This window comes from Shewanella sp. c952 (genome assembly GCF_019654975.1).
In the GTDB taxonomy this organism is placed as follows: Bacteria; Pseudomonadota; Gammaproteobacteria; order Enterobacterales; family Shewanellaceae; genus Shewanella.
Genome location: NZ_BPEW01000018.1, coordinates 79,324 through 96,107 on the forward strand (window position 1 = coordinate 79,324; position 16,784 = coordinate 96,107).

Here is a 16,784-nt window from a genome sequence, read left to right on the forward strand (position 1 = left end):
CAAGAAACACGCTCGAAAACTGAATTATCTACAACTTTGAGCGCAGACAAGCAAAAAACTTCTGCTGTACAGTACTCAAAAAACAACGTTACATCAGCCTTGACAGCTAAAAAAGAAGGGCTCGATACTACTGAAATAACCAAACAAGTTAGTGACTTACAATGTAATAAACGTATAACAAGATCATATGATAGTCGCTCCATCGATGAGCAGAACTTCTTAGTCACACAAATCTCGTATGCAAAAATGCTATTAAGTGAAGAGATGTTTGTTTATCACCTAAATGGTAATTATTACTTGCCACTCGAATTTTTTGCAGAGCAGTTATTATTGCCAGTTCAGGTTGATATTGAGACTAAAAGTGCAGAAGGCTGGTTTATTGACGAAACACGGCTGATCGATATAAGTCAAAATTTGATGCAGTATTGGGCCAATAATGATGATTGTAATCACCTTAAAACGATAGTCTATCATGATGATTGGGATCTCTATATCGATGCCAATATTATCGCGCAGATGTATGGCCTTGTTATTGCTTTTGATTCTGCAAGGCAAAGCTACAGCATCGCAGAATCAGAGGCTATCCCATTAAGTCAATTGATCGCGCGACAAAAACGCTTTGATTTATTTAATAAGAAGAAATCGAATGCTAAAGAAGGACTTGTTAAAAATATCCCAAAGCAATACGCAAATAGCGGGGATCTGGGACTCAATATTGATATTGGTGCTAGAAGTCAACGACTTAATCACCACAGTACTACCGCGATAGATGGTGCAGTGCAAGGTCGATTTGATTTACTTCAACATAATGGCTATTTCTCCTATTCTTGGTCTGACAATAATACTGATCTTACTGCCTATGTCGATAAAGAGCTAACTGATAGTTGGGTGAGTCATTATCGATTAGGTAATATAACGTCGCATAATTTAGCGTTAGTCTCTGAAGCAAGTTCAGGTATTGGCGCTCAGTTTTCGGCTGGTAGCGAGTTCCACAGTGATTTACGCCATATTGTTGTCGAAGGTGAAACGGGACCTGGTTGGGATGTCGAATTGTATCGAAATAATGGACTCATAGATGTTCAGCGAGTTAAGGCTGATGGGCTCTATCGTTTTATAAAAGTGCCGTACTACATCGGCATTAACCAGTATCAGCTGCGCTTTTATGGTCCTAATGGTGAGGTTCGCAGTGAATCCTTTAGTAAATTACTCGATACTTCAGTTATGGAGCAGGGCAGTTTCGGGATGAGTGCTGGCGCTATGTCTAGAGAGCAAGATGATTTAAAACAGTACTACACTAACTTTAACTGGGCATTGCTTGATAACTTAACAGCGGGACTTGCTTTGATCCAACAGCAAGAAATTAATGAACAGTGGCAATTTTTGCCAAAGTTATCAGTTAATCTCCTTAGTGACTCAAATTTGCTACAGCTCAATTACGTGCATAGTGAGGGAGGCCACGCTGCAAGTGTTGCGCTTCAAGGTAGTTTAGATGCTATTGACTGGCAGGCTGAGTGGAGCAGTTACAATAATTTCAGCTCTTGGGACAATGCAGAGGACCGTATTAAGCAAGAAGCTAACGTAGATGTAAGTGGTTTTTTTGATGGAGCAGGCGTTAACTGGGGCTTAGGTGGAGACTGGCAGCGACTAAGCTCTGGCGGAGAGAGAACTCAAATAGGTTTTAGCCTATCTGGCCAGCTGTCAGTGATTAATTTAAGTAATGAATTACGTTGGTCTGCTTTCAGCAATGGCAGTAAACTCAATGAGAGGTTTGCAGTATCTGGCCGTATTGGCAGTTGGTCTTTAAGAAGTTATGTGGATATAAACTTATCTCCAGATATAGAATTTAATCAATGGGTTGCAAATATAAATACCACTTTAAATGATGTCGCAAATTATCAACTGGAATTGCGCTATCAACCTAGCTTAGACGGAGATTTCAGCACCCGCAACACGCTGTCCTATTTGTTTGATTATGGAACATTAAGACTCTCTGTCGACAACTATACCACCGGAGACTCGATTGCTCAGTTAAGGTGGAATAGTTCGCTACTTTGGGAAACGGATCAGAATCGTTGGTTCATTGACCGTAACAGTTTTATCAATAGCAGCAGTGTTAAAATTATCGCGTTTCAAGATGACAATGCTAATGGTCTATTTGATGCCAATGAAGCGCCTCTTTCTGGGTTACAGTTCTCGGGTCATAGCAGTCCGAATAATATGACTGACAATAATGGTGAATTACTCATTACCCAACTTCAAACTAGTCGTGGCCATAAGCTCGCACTTAATGAACGCAGCTTACCGGACCCATTTTTAGTACCCGTTGCTAGTATTATTAAAGTAAATGCCCATCCAGGTTTTATCCAGCCCATTGCTTTTCCTGTAATGTTTACCGCTGAAGTTGAAGGCTACATTTACCAATTGAACGATAAAAGTCAACAAGCTGCAAAAGGGGTGAAAGTTAGCCTTAAATCGACCGTAAGTGACAAAGAATATTTTTCACGTGTGGAATACGATGGCGTTTTTATTTTTGAACAGGTAACCCCCGGAGAGTACGAGTTGTGGGTTAAGGATCGTTTTATCCAACCTGTTTCACTTAAACCCGGTGATTTCCAGCAGTTAGAGGAGATAGTGCTCTAGTACGCAATTGTGTGCTGTGTCGTTCGCGATGGGTGGTGACAGCATCTATAATAGTGTCAAATACTTTACTTCAATCAGTAGCAAATATGCTTTCAGTTATAGTCTTAGTATCTGTCATCGGGCAAGCTCAGTTTAATCTTGTTTTACCAGTAAGTATTGCCCAGGTAAGCGAAATTGAGCTAGGCGATATTTACAATACTAAAAACAATGTTTGTACGTTAACGGCGACTAGCCGAACAGGTAGTGCTTGTGCCACATCTGATTTTTCTCTAGGGGAAATTCAGCTGCTGGGAAATGAAGAACAATCCGTATTGGTAAGGGTGTCTGGTAGCAATAGTAGCCAAGTCGAGTTTACACCTCTACTGCCTAATGGTAAGCAGCATCAGTTATTCTCGCTTTCTACCAATGCTTCCATCTATATTGGTGGTGAGATAAAAGTTATTTCTGATGATAACGTAGGTAATGGCAGTATCAGTTATACGATCGAAGTTAACTATCAATAAACCACAGTAATTCTCTATACCTCCCAATGCGATCATTGACTAGACACTTTTGCACTGCAATTTTTTATGCGGATAATGTGATTATTTATATATGTAACATTTACACTGTTGCTGGACAACAGTTGCTATCGTGATGTTAATTCTTTACTCCGAATTATTACACTGTTGCTACAAGCCATCTCTTGCTGAAGTCTTCATTTCTGAACAAATTCTTTATGGCTAGTCTATTTAATACCAAAAAAATAGGAGCTAGGTCTAAAAAATTGCTATTTACCCGGCTCTCTTACTAAAAAAATACCCTGAAAAGTGTGACGTACGTCACGTTTCCTTTATTTTGTGTGGTTGCGTACTTGTTAACTTGTTTGTGGTTTATTCTACTGCTATTGCGCTTTATGGTGGGTTTTTATCTCGTCTTAATCCATTTTTAGATTTGCTTTAAACGTGGTGCAATATTAATGATTACTTTTGTTGTCATTGTTATTAACATTGTAAAGTGAATAGTTAACGAGTTGGTGGATTGACGCTTTAAACGTGAAATTGCAGTATCCCTAGCAACGTCAGTGATAACAAATGACGTGCATATAAAAATAATTAAGTTAGGGAGTACGACATAAATGAACAGACCATCTAAATTGGCCTCAGCAATAAAGTTCGGATTAATCGCATCCGTCTCAACATCTGCAATTACAGTATCAACTGCCGCATACGCAGAAGAGGAAGCTAAAGTAGAACGTATTGCTGTTACCGGCTCCCGTATTCAACGTCAAGATATGGAAACAGCTTCTCCAGTAACCGTTATTGACGCGGCGACTATTAAAGCAGAAGGTTTCACCTCTGTAGACCAAATGCTACAAGCACAAACATCTATGGCTGGCGCAGCAGTTGGTTCAAGCACCAATAACGGCGCTGACGGTGTTGCTCAAGTAGACCTACGTGGTATGGGCTCACAGCGTACACTAGTACTCCTTAACGGCCGTCGTATGGTTAACTCTGGTTCTGGCGCAGACAGCGCTGTGGATCTTAACTCTATCCCAGTAGCAATGATTGCTCGCGTTGAAATCCTAAAAGATGGCGCTTCAGCTGTTTATGGTTCAGATGCTATTGCTGGTGTTGTTAACATCATTACTAAGAAAGATTTTGAAGGCTTCCAGATTGATGTAACTGGTGGCATGACTGATAAGAGCGACGGCGAAAACGGCGAAATCAGCGCGCTATACGGTTTTAATACTGATACAGGTAACTACACATTTGGTGCTGCTTACTCCGAGCGTCGTGGTGTTATTCAATCAGACCGCGACTGGACTGATCCAGGTGCAAGCTCGTTCATTCCAAATGGCTCTTTGGGCGGAATGGTTAAAGATGACAGCGGCAACTGGGTAGATCGTGAAGAAAGCTACGACTACACCCAAGATAGTTTTTATCAAACACCAAGCAAGCGTTATAGCTTGTTCGCCAATATGACCCAAGAGTTGGGTGATGACTTAGTGCTAACAGGTGATATCCTGTACACCAAGCGTAAGTCTAACCAGCAGTTAGCTCCTCAACCAGCAAACTTAGATCTTGCTGTTTGTGAAGCTGGTGTTGTTTCTGACTCATGTATCGAACTTGATGATGACATGATTGCTGCTGGTATTAAGCCAGACGATAAAGGCAATGTTAACTACAGAAAACGTATGAATGATGTAGGTCCTCGTATCTACAGCCAAGACACAGACACCTTACGTGTGTCAGCAGGTCTTGCCGGTTCAATTGATGTTAACACTGGTATGGATTGGGATCTTTCATATACATACGGTAAGAACAAAGCTGATACCAAAGTAGAAAACTCAATTAACGCTACTTTAATGACAGAAGCTATCTATGCGGATCAAGATGCTTGGTTCACTGGTCAGCCTATGACTGATCAAGAGTTGTTAAACAGTGTTGCGTACACTGAAGAAGCTGACGGCGGTAACGAACAGCATGTTATTTCTGCAGGTATCAGCGGTGAGCTATTTGACCTTGATGCTGGTGCGGTCGCATTTGCAATGGGTGCAGAGTACCGTTACGAGAGTGGTTACTACAATCCAGACCCAATTGTTGTTGCTGGTGAAAGTACAGCTGCACAGCAAGACCCAACAGACGGTAACTACAACGTTATTTCAGTGTTCCAAGAAGTTAGCGTACCATTTACTGATAAATTAACCGGTGAATTCGCTCTACGTTTCGATGATTACTCTACATTTGGTAATGCATCAACTTGGAAGATTGGTCTAACATATGAAGCAACTGATGACCTAATGATCCGTACTGTTGCCGCTACAGGTTTCCGTGCGCCAAGTGTGAGTGAGCTATACGGCGGAAACTCAGGTTCATTCGATTACCTAGATGATCCATGGGGCAATGAGCAAGACCCACAAATCCTAGTTATCCGTACCTCTGATGAAGATCTTCAGCCAGAAGAGTCAGAGTCTTACACTGCTGGTTTAGTATACTCGCCTAGCTATGTTGATGGTTTGTCTCTAACAGTCGATTACTGGCGCTTTAAGGTTCAGAACGCGATTGCGCGTATGGACACTCAAAATGGTCTAAACAACTGTTATGCGGGTGACCAAGCAGCATGTGAAGCGTTTAACATTGGCCCTGATGGTGACTTATCTAACCTAACGAACTCGCTAACTAACGTTGGTTACCAAGATACAAGCGGTATCGATTTCAACTTAGCTTATAGCTTTGAAGCGCTAAACTTAGATTGGACCGTAGCTAACGATACAACCTACTTGCTGAACTTTGAGCAAGATGGCGTTGATTACACCAACACTATTGATGGTAACTTCGGTGCATACGCTCAAGTACGTAACAACTTTAGCATTAAAGCCGGTCAAGACGATTGGAGTGTTATGTACTTCAACCGTTACATCGGTGAGATGGATGACTTAGGTGCTGGCACTAAAGTCGATGCAGTGCTTTACCACAATGTTTCTGCTAGCTACTACATCAACGATACTTGGATGTTGAGCGCAGGTGTTAAAAACTTGACTGACGAAGAGCCTTCAACCGTTTCGAATGGTAGTGATGGCGGTACAGTTCCTGAAGTTTATGACACCATTGGTCGTCAGTACTTTGCGGGTGTAACTGTTAAGTTCTAATCTTTAAGTCTAAATCTGAAAAAGCGCCGTAAGGCGCTTTTTTTATATCTTTAATTCTTGTATTTAAATGTGACGACTAATACCAATCAGCATAAGAAGTTGATCTACTCAGAGTGTTTTTGGCGAACTAATTCAAGGCGAATAAAGGACACAATGGTTGTTCCCTTATGAGTTTATTCAACACAGAAGTAGGAAGCCACAAACACTCCTTACAGGCGAGTTTTAGCAGCTTTTATGCTTCGTTAATGAACTTGAACGTAGAATAACTATGACCTTCATTCATTGCCTTACCTCAAAGCCGCTAAACTCTCGCTGAGCGATCAAATCTTTATACTGATTGGTATAAAAGGGCTTAAACACAGAGCGATTATTGATATTTTAACCAAGACCTTTTTGTGATGAGCTCATTTGGATTAACTCTATTTTGTAGCCATCAGGATCTTCAACAAATGCGATTTCAGTGGTTCCGCCTGCAACAGGACCTGCTGGACGAATAACCTTGCCACCTGCATTCGAAATGGCGTCACAACGAGCATATATATCTTCTTCGCCAATGGCTATATGACCAAAAGCATTACCCATATCATAGGATTCAGTATCCCAGTTATAAGTAAGTTCGATCACTGAGCTACCCGTTGACTCTTCGTCGTACCCAACGAATGCGAGGGTATACTTATATTCACTGTTCTCGCTTTTACGAAGCAGTTTCATACCCATAACTTGAGTATAAAATGCGATACTGCGCTCTAAATTACCGACTCGCAACATGGTATGTAGTAACTGTGCCATTTGAACCTCTTAATTTGTTGGTTTTTCTCAATGATTTATAGCAGAAGTATATCTAATTTATACAACTTGGGAACTATTTGTGCGTACCTCGCATACTCGCAAGAAAAAGTCTGTACCCAGATCACAAAACGTTGAGAATTGCCTGAGAAAGCCTCAAGTTTCTTATAGTATTAACTGACTACATTAAGGAGTTATCGATGCAAACTGAACTAAAAATGTCGCTAGGTCTTAGCGCTATTATTGCGGTTGTTCTGTCAATTTTCTTTATCAGCATGTTTTAGAAAAAAAGCCGCATTAGCGGCTTTTTTATTGAAGCTATTATGTGCGTTAACGCACTATAATGGTGACTATTCTTCTGGATAAACCTTATCTTTGAATTCACATAAATCTTCAATAATACAACTACCGCAACGCGGTTTTCTTGCGATGCAGGTATAGCGGCCATGTAATATCAACCAGTGATGTACATCAACCTTGAACTCTGCAGGGACGACCTTTAAAAGTTTCTTTTCCACCTCTACAACATTCTTGCCCATCGCGAACTTAGTGCGGTTTGACACTCTGTCTATGTGAGTATCTACCGCAATGGTCGGCCAGCCGAAAGCGGTATTGAGTACTACATTAGCCGTTTTTCTGCCTACACCTGGAAGCGCTTCTAAGGCTTCTCGGTTTTCAGGGACTTCGCCGTCATACTTCTCAACCAATATTTCACAGGCTTTTACGACATTGACTGCTTTGTTGTTATAGAGCCCAATGGTTTTAATATAACCTTTAAGGCCTTCAACACCTAGCGCAGCGATAGACTGTGCGGTATTGGCAACAGGAAACAGTTTGTCTGTTGCTTTATTGACACTGACATCAGTTGCCTGCGCCGAGAGCGTGACTGCAACGAGCAGTTCAAAAGGGCTAGAGAAGTTGAGCTCAGTCTCTGGCTTTGGGTTGTTCTCTCGTAAACGCTCTAAAATAAGGCGGCGCTTTTCTGTGTTCATATGCCACTATCCATCTGTTATTATTTAAGGATGTAACTCTTAATCGTTTATTTGTTCAGTACTAATTTACTTTAGTTATTCTGACTCTAGCTGGCGCTTCTTGTTCAACTTTAGGCTGTCTAGCTTCAATATAGTTATCAATAACATTCTTAAGTGCAATAAGCAGCCCCATACCGATAAAAGCACCGGGTGGAAGCATAGCTAGTAGGAAAGTTGTATCGACCTGCCAGATTTGAATCGTTAGTCCTTTAGCCCATTCACCGAGTAATTGGTCAGCACCATAAAATAGCGTACCTTGACCTAAGATCTCCCGGCTTGCTCCGAGTACACAGAGCACTAACGTAAAGCCTAAACCCATCATTAGTCCGTCAAATGTCGACTTAGCAACACTGTTGCGAGAGGCGAAAGCTTCTGCTCTACCAATAATGACGCAGTTAGTTACAATCAGCGGTAAAAAGATGCCAAGCGAAAGGTAAAGGCCGTAGGCATAAGCGTTGATAAATAGCTGAACACTGGTGACCAAAGCCGCGATAATCATAACAAATACAGGGATGCGGATCTCTTTTGGTACATAGTCTCTGACGAGTGAAACTAAAATATTTGATCCGATTAATACCAGCATAGTCGCTAAACCGAGCCCCAACGCATTGGTCAATGTCGCCGTTACTGCGAGCAGGGGACACAAGCCTAAAAGCTGAACCAGTCCTGGGTTGTTTTTCCATAGGCCTTGCCAGGCTAGCTCTTTGTAATCACTCATTATCTACCTCACAACTCGCTGGTGCGCTCAGTAACTCTTGTTTATGTTCATTGAAATACAGTGTCGCTAATTTCACTGCTTTAACGTAGGCACGCGGGGTGATGGTTGCACCAGTAAATTGATCTATTTCGCCACCATCTTTTTTTACATGCCAGCGTTTGTCTTTTTCAGAAGACACGCTAAGCCCATTAAACTTGGTTACCCAATCAGACTTGCGAAGTTCAATTTTATCACCCAGTCCAGGTGTTTCTTGGTGAGATAAGGTTCTGACTCCAAGTACTTCGCCTGCTTTATTTAAACCAATGATTATTTTTATATTACCGTTATATCCGTCAGGCGCTACGGTTTCAATTGCGATCGCAACTCCATCGCCATTACGCGTAGCGATATAAGCGGGTAAAGGCTTAGAGGTGCCTAAAACCTCACTACTTTCAATCGTGATGCAGTGCTCCGTGAGCTCATTATCATGGATCTCATCAGGAATAATCTGATGCAGCACTCGCGAAAGCTCAATCTGCTCTTGTTGCTTTATTTTTGCAAAGGTAAGTTGATTCACTACCGCTACAAGCCCAGTACAGAGCAAGGCAAACAATCCGAGTAACAAGCCATTTTTCAACATTGATTTTTTCAAAATTTTGTCTTTAACCTAATCGTCGATAACGTCTATTCTTAGTCGCAGATTTTTACTGCTGCAATCGAAATTGCTATGTGATTAACTGCCTGCGCGGTGACCGTAACTTCTTGGCTTAATATAATAGTCGATAAATGGTGCGCACAAATTGGCTAGTAAAATGGCGAATGCAAAGGCATCGGGGTAACCACCATAAGTACGGATAACATAAACCAATACTCCGATTAACGCCCCAAATAGCAGTCGTCCACGGACACTTGTGGCTGCTGTTACAGGGTCGGTAGCAATAAAAAATGCCGCTAGCATTGTCGCACCAGAAAATAACTGGAACAGCGGGCCGATGTGAGTGTCTGGGCTTAAGAGATAACCAAAGCTACTGCAAACAAAAAGTGAAGCGAGTATACCGACGCTGATCTGCCAGCGGATCACTTTTAATTTGAGCATGGCTAAGCCACCGATTAAATAAGCGACATTGACCCAGAACCAACCAACGCCATAACCGTCTGCAAAAATGGCTTTTGATAGGCTTTCTGTAATCGTAAGTCCAAGTGATAAATCCGTTTTAACCGTATCCAGTGGCGTCGCCATGGAGATACCGTCAAAGCCTACCTTGTAAATCGAAAGCTGCTCTGGCGTCATTGAGCCAAATATAGCGTTAAGGGTTAGCCCTAAATCCATTGGTGTTTGTGCTAAAGATAGCGGTACAGACCAACTCGTCATTTGAACAGGAAAGGAGATCAGCAACATCACATACGCTGCCATTGCAGGGTTAAATATGTTTTGCCCAAGTCCGCCATAGAGATGTTTTACGATTACAATAGCAAAAATAGTACCAACCACTACCACCCACCAAGGTGCGATAGAGGGTATAGAAACGCCTATGAGTAGCGCTGTAAGTACAGCACTGTTGTCACTTAATGTCGGCATTATTGGACGTTTACGCAATTTAAGCACCGCAGCTTCACTAAGGAGTGCAATGGCTATCGCCAGTATGACTTGTACTATCACGCCCCAGCCGAAAAAGTAAAACTGGGCTGCAATACCTGGTAATGCGCATAAAATCACTCTAAGCATAACGCTCTGCGTCTGCATTTGCACTTTTAAGTGAGGCGATGACGCTAACTTAAATGCCATGAATTATTCCTTCTCTTCCAGTTTAGCTTTTGCTTTTTTTGCCTTCGCTTTTGCTACAGCTGCTGCAACACGCGCTTTTTTAATATCTTCAGGTGACTGCAGAGCATCAGTTTGCGAGATTACATCGCTAGGCTTTGCTGCATCAGTTTGAACTGTTTCTACATCAGTCTTTACAGTATCAACTTGAGTTGATAGAGCATTGTCTGTTGTTTGTGCCTTTTTAGCCTTTGCTTTGGCTACCGCGGCGGCGATACGGGCTTTTTTAATCTCTTCTGCTGACAGAGGCGATTCAGTTTGCGAGTTCAACTCGCTAGCTTGTTCTACTGCAGTCTCTACAGCATCAACTTGAGTTGATTGAGCATTGTCTGTGGTTTGTGCCTTTTTAGCCTTTGCTTTAGCTACCGCGGCGGCGATACGGGCCTTTTTAATCTCTTCTGGTGACAGAGGCGCTTCAGCTTGGGAGTTCAACTCGCTAACTTGTTTTACATAAGTTTCTATAGTATCAACTTGAGTTGATTGAGCATGGTCTGTTGTTTGTGCCTTTTTAGCCTTTGCTTTGGCTACTGCGGCGGCGATACGGGCTTTTTTAATCTCTTCAGGTGACAGAGGCGCTTCAGCTTGCAAGTTCAACTCGCTAGCTTGTTCTGCATCAGTCTCAACAGCGTCCAACTGTTGATTGTGAACAACATTAGCCGACTGAGATTGCTTTTTAGCTTTGGCGCGTGCGATAGCTGCGGCTACTTTAGCCTTTTTATCGTCGACTGCAGTACTGCTTGCTTCAGCAATAAGCGCTGAATCAGCAGGATTGGTCTGTTGTACCTTTTTCGCTTTAGCTCTTGCGATAGCCGCATTTATCTTAGCTTTTTTGTCATCAACTAAATCGTTTGTTTCAGTCGAAGTGGTAGTTGTTTCTGACGATAATGACTTTTTAGCTTTTGCGCGCGCTATAGCTGCAGCTACTTGTGCTTTTTTATCTTGAACAGGTTCTGTAGAGGCATTGTCAGCGGATGCTTCTGCAGCCTTCTTGGCTTTGATCCGTGCCATCGCTTCAGCGACTGCATTCTTATCGGTGCCGGTCATATTATTTTTACGGCGTTCGGCAGCTTCTTTAGCCTTGTTTTCGCGGGCTAGTTTTTCGTCTTCCAAGCGCTGCTGCCTTGCATCAAAGCGTTGTTTAGCAAAATCAGCTTGTTTCTTTTCTTCTGACTGTGTGCGAAGTGCTGATTTCGCGACCCGGTAATATTCAACCAATGGAATATCACTAGGACAAACATAGCTACAACAACCACACTCAATACAATCATTGAGGTTGAAGCTGGCTGCTTTATCATATTCTTGTGCCTGGGCATGCCAAAATAGTTGTTGCGGTAAAAGCAGTGCAGGGCAGGCCACGGCGCATTCACCACAGCGGATGCATGGCATTTCAGGTTGCTCTGGTGCTATTTCGTCACTACTTGGCAGTAGAATGCAGTTAGTGCCTTTGAGCACTGGAGCTGCTATATCTGGCAACGAATGCCCCATCATAGGACCACCGATGATGACTTTGTCCTGTTCAAGCTTGCCTTTAAAGCCATTAGTTTGCAGTACATGGTCAACCTGAGTACCAATCGGAACCCAGTAGTTACCTGGCTTTTTACTATTTTGTCCCGTTACAGTGACGACTCTTGAGATCAGCGGTTGACCATTAATCACTGCATCTTGTATTGCGTAGGCCGTTCCAACATTTTGCACTAACATTCCCAATTGTGCAGGAATGGCACCAGATGGCACCTCTTGCCCCGTTAGGATTTGAATTAATTGCTTTTCTCCACCTGAAGGGTATTTAGTTGGTACGCTAGTTATTCGAGTTTTATCGCTAGACAACTCACTTCGGTTTAGTGAATGCTGCATTGCCTCGAATGCTTCAGGTTTATTATCTTCGATGGCGATAATAATGCGCTTTGGCGTCAATAAACGTTCAATAATAGCGATGCCTGCAATAATTTCATCGCTGTACTCTTGCATCAGTCTATCGTCAGAGGTGATATAGGGTTCACACTCGATGCCGTTTATGATCACTAGTTCAATATCGCTAGCGGGTCGCAGTTTTATATGAGTGGGAAACGCTGCGCCACCAAGACCGGCAATGCCTGCATCTTGTATTTTTTTTAAGATCTGTTGATTATCTAACGCTGAAACGTCACTGATATTGGTTTCAGCGGCTTCATCCTTGCCATCGGCGATCAATATACAGCTTAACACTGCTAAACCTGACGCATGGTTACTTGGCATAGGCTTAATTGCAGCGATAGTACCGGATGTAGGCGCGTGCACAGGACAATGAGCAAAGCTCGTTCCAACGGTTAGGGCTTGCCCTTTTAGTACATGGTCACCAGCCTTAATAGTAAGCAGGGCACTGTCACCAACTTGCGGGATCGGTAAAATAAATTGCTTAGCTAAGGGCAATGTCTCGATAGCCGTTCTATTGGATAAGGCTTTTAACTCTGGCGGGTGGATACCGCCATGGGAGCGCCAAATGGTTCCTTTATCAATTTGTTCTAATAAAGTTAGCACTGCGGTTCCTCTAGCACTTGTTTCACCGGGATGGCATTTAGCTGCCAATCCCATGTTTTAGTCGTTTGTTCTATCGGTAGCATGTCAATACAATCGATGGGGCAGGGAGCGACGCACAGATCGCATCCTGTGCAATAATCCGTGATAACGGTATGCATCAGCTTACCTGAGCCTAATATGGCGTCTACAGGGCAAGCCTGAATGCATTTAGTACAACCAATGCATTCATCTTCACGTATGAATGCGACTTTTTTCTCTTGTACTTCTTCAGTCGCATTTAAAGGCTCGGGATCGACGCCAACCAAGTCAGCAATCTTTTCCATGGTCGCTGTGCCACCAGGTGGGCATTTATTTATTTTGTCGCCGTTGGCAATCGCTTCTGCATAAGGTCTGCAGCCGGGGTAGCCACATTGGCCACACTGAGTTTGTGGCAGCAGTGCCTCGACTTGTTCAACGAGTGGATTACCTTCTACCTTAAATTTTTCGGCTGCGAAGCCCAGTAATACACCAAAAACAAGGGCGAGTATCGTGAGGACAACAATTGCGATAACAATACCTGACATGTTTATTTAACCAATCCTGTAAAGCCCATGAATGCGAGGGACATAAGACCTGCGGTAACCATGGCAATAGCACCGCCTTTAAATGGCGCTGGGACATCAGCAGCAGCAAGCCGTTCGCGCATGGCGGAAAACAGGATTAGCACTAAAGAAAATCCAACAGCAGCACCAAAACCAAATATCGCTGACTCGAAAAAGTTATGGTCTTCATTAATATTGAGTAGAGCAACACCGAGTACTGCACAGTTTGTCGTAATCAGTGGCAGATAAATGCCCAGGGCGCGATGCAAAGACGCACTGGTTTTCTGCACTAGCATTTCGGTAAATTGAACGACGACGGCAATGACTAGAATAAAGCTCATTGTTCTGAGGTAGCCAAGATCAAATGGCAACAGCAGGTACTGGTTCACTAGGTAGCTAAGAATAGATGCCAAGGTCAGCACAAAGGTGGTCGCCATTGACATACCAATAGCTGACTCAAGTTTGCTTGATACCCCCATAAAAGGGCATAAACCTAGAAATTTAACTAATACAAAGTTGTTGACCAGCACAGTGCCGACCAATAACAGGAGATATTCACTCATCTCAATTCATTTTTTAGACAATCTTAGCGCTATTATCGGCTTTTCCGCCGTCATAAACAACACAAAGAAAGCAAGGACAAATGAATTTGGTTTCTAGTGAGTGAATTTAAAGCACTATTTCTGCTTTATCACTGTTACTTACTGTTAATAAAGGAGTTGGCTTTGCGATGTAGTAGCCTTGAAGCCCGTCCATTAACAGGTGCTCCATTGCCAGCTTTTCCTCTTGATTTTCGACACCAGTGGCAATCACTCGGATAGTGAGCTTTCTTGCTATATCAATAATCATTTTGACAAAGAACTGGTTGTGGGCGTCTGAATTTATCCCTTGGGTATAGCTACCGTCTAATTTGATAAAGTCTGGTCGAACATCTTTGAAAAACTTAAAAGAGGTGAAACCTAGGCCAAATCGTTCAATAGAGACGCGTGCTCCAACACTATGGATTTCATTAATAAAATGATAAGTAGCGGACAAATTAGTTTGCATCCCTGACTCATTGACTTCAAAAACTAATCTGGCTGCTATGTGACGCTGACGAACTAATACATTTTTAAGCCAAGCGACAAAACTCTCGTGGCTTGCAGATGATGCCGATATATTTATGCCAAATAATCCTGACATTGATGGTGTTTCATTGAGTATGCTCAGGGTTTTTAAGATGACAAGCTTATCGAGTTCCTCGCTCATTCCATGACGTTCTGCCATGGCAATGACGGTTGCTGTGGGGAGAGATTTTCCTTGATCATTATAAAATCGAGATAGCAGTTCTCGGTAGGACTCCACATCATTTCTACAAGGTCGAATAGGCTGGGCATAAAATTTGATTGCGCTGCGTTTTACTATGTCATCGATAGCTACTTTCCATCTACTGTCTCCAAATAGCTCATCACCTTTGAGCCTTTGAAGTACATGTATACTATTAGGGCCTAATGTTTGAGCGATGCTCACAGCGGTATCCGCAAGAGTCATTAAAGAAACGGGATCGCTATTTTGTAGGTAGGGACATAATCCAATATAGGCAACCGAATCGGTTCCCAAGTTTTGCTGGTACTCATCGAATGCATTCTTTACCTGCTCAATAATACTGGTACCTTCCTTAAGCGTAACGTCGGGTAATATGAGCGCAAAATCTGCTGTCGAAATCCGGTAACAATAAGCATTAGGAGACTTAACTAAAGATTTTCTAATGTGATTTGAGATACGGGTTAAGTAATCATCTCCAGCCTCACGACCATGTAATTGGTTTATAGCACCCAGTTCAGTGGCCTTTACCATCGCAAGTACACCGAACTGTTGGCTATTGGGTGAGCAAATATCATTTAGTTTTTCAGTGAATTTCGCGCGGGTTCCAAAACCTGTGATGGGATCTTGAAATGCTGCTCTTGACAGTTTTTCATTGGCGTCGGTGAGCTTATCAATTTCTGCTTTTAAATTATGCTGACATGACTCTATCGCTGTCGCTAGAGGTTTGAATTCACCTTTCAATTTAGACTTTTGTATTGAGTGGAAAGCCAAATTCGGTAACTCTTCTATTACTTTGGCGCTGTATCGTAACTTTTTGGCTTGGCGCAAAGTAAGTGCAAAACTGAAAATACTGATAAGCAAAAATGTAAACCATATGAACATCAGTTGTTTTTTAAACATTATAACGGTTTCTGAAATGGTGTTACCAATGGAGAGTTTTACTTGTAATCGACCATTTTTTAGAGACTGCGTGTATGGAATATCCATTTGAAAAAGTTCACTAATGACATCGTCGTGCAGGGAAAGTAATCGGCCATGGGTGTAGCTATTATCACTGTCATTGCTGTCTATATATTGGAAAAATTGAAAAGAGAACTGCTTATCTAGGCTTAGGTATAAAGCCTTACCATCGTCCTGCCAGTTAGTCGCAGCATCAATACTCGCAACGTACTGCGCTAGCGTATTTTCGCTGTATGTTAATATGTCGGCTCGATTAACTGTGTATGTAACAAACGTTAATCCACAGAAAATAGACACTAAAAAAAGCTGAAAATATCGGAAACTTGTCATATTGAGTCCATTCACATTTATAGGAGACAGTGATAGTTCTAAAAATTTTATCAATGGCCATTATAAACAGGTTTTGAACTTATTATCAGTTGCTTTACTTGCGTAATTTTTTACTTAGAGGTAATTATGCTGAGATGCTGAGATGCTGAGATGCTGAGATGCTGAGATGCTGAGATGCTGAATTAGGTTGGCTCCCCAGACTGGACTCGAACCAGTGACATACGGATTAACAGTCCGCCGTTCTACCAACTGAACTACAGGGGAATCGTTTGTTACCTATAACACGTCTTAATTAGATTGGCTCCCCAGACTGGACTCGAACCAGTGACATACGGATTAACAGTCCGCCGTTCTACCAACTGAACTACAGGGGAATCGCATAAATCTAATTATAAATAAAGTGGCTCCCCAGACTGGACTCGAACCAGTGACATACGGATTAACAGTCCGCCGTTCTACCAACTGAACTACAGGGGAATTGCAT

At 42.4% G+C, this 16,784-nt stretch carries 12 protein-coding genes and 3 tRNA genes; 3 read left to right on the forward strand and 12 right to left on the reverse strand.

Going from position 1 to position 16,784, the window contains the following annotated elements; translation table 11 throughout:
• The first annotated feature begins 99 nt into the window (after positions 1 to 99).
• The 3 genes from K5R16_RS13170 to K5R16_RS13180 all read left to right on the forward strand — a co-directional run bounded on the left by K5R16_RS13170 (position 100) and on the right by K5R16_RS13180 (position 6,271).
• A complete protein-coding gene (locus K5R16_RS13170) occupies positions 100 to 2,640 on the forward strand; it encodes a carboxypeptidase regulatory-like domain-containing protein (RefSeq protein ID WP_220738022.1) in 2,541 nt (846 codons plus the stop codon).
• 86 nt (positions 2,641 to 2,726) lie between these two features.
• The gene (locus K5R16_RS13175; RefSeq protein ID WP_220738023.1) at positions 2,727 to 3,143 is read left to right on the forward strand and encodes a DUF4402 domain-containing protein; all 417 of its coding nucleotides are present in this window, start codon (positions 2,727 to 2,729) and stop codon (positions 3,141 to 3,143) included.
• Positions 3,144 to 3,757: 614 nt separating this feature from the next.
• Positions 3,758 to 6,271 carry a TonB-dependent siderophore receptor gene (locus K5R16_RS13180; protein ID WP_220738024.1) on the forward strand — a complete coding sequence of 838 codons (2,514 nt, stop codon included), beginning with the start codon at positions 3,758 to 3,760 and terminating at the stop codon, positions 6,269 to 6,271.
• Between the two features lie 378 nt (positions 6,272 to 6,649).
• Here the strand turns inward: K5R16_RS13180 and gloA are convergent, their stop codons facing one another.
• The 12 genes from gloA to K5R16_RS13240 all read right to left on the reverse strand — a co-directional run bounded on the left by gloA (position 6,650) and on the right by K5R16_RS13240 (position 16,777).
• Entirely contained in the window at positions 6,650 to 7,060 is a 411-nt protein-coding gene (gene gloA, locus K5R16_RS13185; RefSeq protein WP_220738025.1) for a lactoylglutathione lyase, read from the reverse strand.
• A 347-nt stretch (positions 7,061 to 7,407) separates the two neighbouring features.
• Positions 7,408 to 8,049, reverse strand: coding sequence for an endonuclease III (gene nth, locus K5R16_RS13190; RefSeq protein WP_220738026.1), 642 nt, complete (start codon positions 8,047 to 8,049; stop codon positions 7,408 to 7,410).
• 61 nt (positions 8,050 to 8,110) lie between these two features.
• Complete coding sequence (locus K5R16_RS13195) at positions 8,111 to 8,806, reverse strand: electron transport complex subunit E (RefSeq protein WP_220738027.1); 696 nt, start codon at positions 8,804 to 8,806, stop codon at positions 8,111 to 8,113.
• Complete coding sequence (gene rsxG, locus K5R16_RS13200) at positions 8,799 to 9,425, reverse strand: electron transport complex subunit RsxG (protein ID WP_220738036.1); 627 nt, start codon at positions 9,423 to 9,425, stop codon at positions 8,799 to 8,801. Before rsxG ends, K5R16_RS13195 begins: the two co-directional genes overlap by 8 nt.
• 93 nt (positions 9,426 to 9,518) lie before the next feature.
• A complete protein-coding gene (gene rsxD / locus K5R16_RS13205; protein ID WP_220738028.1) occupies positions 9,519 to 10,571 on the reverse strand; it encodes an electron transport complex subunit RsxD in 1,053 nt (350 codons plus the stop codon).
• 3 nt (positions 10,572 to 10,574) lie between these two features.
• On the reverse strand, positions 10,575 to 13,124 hold the full coding sequence (gene rsxC / locus K5R16_RS13210; protein ID WP_220738029.1) for an electron transport complex subunit RsxC: 2,550 nt from the start codon (positions 13,122 to 13,124) through the stop codon (positions 10,575 to 10,577).
• The gene (rsxB, locus tag K5R16_RS13215) at positions 13,118 to 13,687 is read right to left on the reverse strand and encodes an electron transport complex subunit RsxB (protein ID WP_220738030.1); all 570 of its coding nucleotides are present in this window, start codon (positions 13,685 to 13,687) and stop codon (positions 13,118 to 13,120) included. Before rsxB ends, rsxC begins: the two co-directional genes overlap by 7 nt.
• 2 nt (positions 13,688 to 13,689) lie before the next feature.
• Positions 13,690 to 14,268: an electron transport complex subunit RsxA gene (gene rsxA, locus K5R16_RS13220; RefSeq protein ID WP_020912475.1), complete on the reverse strand. Its 579-nt coding sequence runs from the start codon at positions 14,266 to 14,268 to the stop codon at positions 13,690 to 13,692.
• A gap of 106 nt (positions 14,269 to 14,374) precedes the next feature.
• Positions 14,375 to 16,300, reverse strand: coding sequence for an EAL domain-containing protein (locus K5R16_RS13225; RefSeq protein WP_220738031.1), 1,926 nt, complete (start codon positions 16,298 to 16,300; stop codon positions 14,375 to 14,377).
• A gap of 188 nt (positions 16,301 to 16,488) precedes the next feature.
• Positions 16,489 to 16,564: transfer RNA gene (locus K5R16_RS13230), tRNA-Asn, on the reverse strand.
• Positions 16,565 to 16,598: 34 nt separating this feature from the next.
• Positions 16,599 to 16,674 (reverse strand) — tRNA-Asn (locus K5R16_RS13235).
• A 27-nt stretch (positions 16,675 to 16,701) separates the two neighbouring features.
• Positions 16,702 to 16,777, reverse strand: a tRNA-Asn gene (locus tag K5R16_RS13240).
• Positions 16,778 to 16,784 lie beyond the last annotated feature (7 nt).

Excerpts from the sequence above, each read along its gene's own strand:
- K5R16_RS13175 (WP_220738023.1), top strand. The coding sequence starts at position 2,727 with ATGCTTTCAGTTATAGTCTTAGTATCTGTCATCGGGCAAGCTCAGTTT.
- K5R16_RS13180 (WP_220738024.1), top strand. The coding sequence starts at position 3,758 with ATGAACAGACCATCTAAATTGGCCTCAGCAATAAAGTTCGGATTAATC.
- gloA (WP_220738025.1), bottom strand. The coding sequence starts at position 7,060 with ATGGCACAGTTACTACATACCATGTTGCGAGTCGGTAATTTAGAGCGC.
- nth (WP_220738026.1), bottom strand. The coding sequence starts at position 8,049 with ATGAACACAGAAAAGCGCCGCCTTATTTTAGAGCGTTTACGAGAGAAC.
- K5R16_RS13195 (WP_220738027.1), bottom strand. The coding sequence starts at position 8,806 with ATGAGTGATTACAAAGAGCTAGCCTGGCAAGGCCTATGGAAAAACAAC.
- rsxG (WP_220738036.1), bottom strand. The coding sequence starts at position 9,425 with ATGTTGAAAAATGGCTTGTTACTCGGATTGTTTGCCTTGCTCTGTACT.
- rsxD (WP_220738028.1), bottom strand. The coding sequence starts at position 10,571 with ATGGCATTTAAGTTAGCGTCATCGCCTCACTTAAAAGTGCAAATGCAG.
- rsxB (WP_220738030.1), bottom strand. The coding sequence starts at position 13,687 with ATGTCAGGTATTGTTATCGCAATTGTTGTCCTCACGATACTCGCCCTT.
- rsxA (WP_020912475.1), bottom strand. The coding sequence starts at position 14,268 with ATGAGTGAATATCTCCTGTTATTGGTCGGCACTGTGCTGGTCAACAAC.
- K5R16_RS13225 (WP_220738031.1), bottom strand. The coding sequence starts at position 16,300 with ATGACAAGTTTCCGATATTTTCAGCTTTTTTTAGTGTCTATTTTCTGT.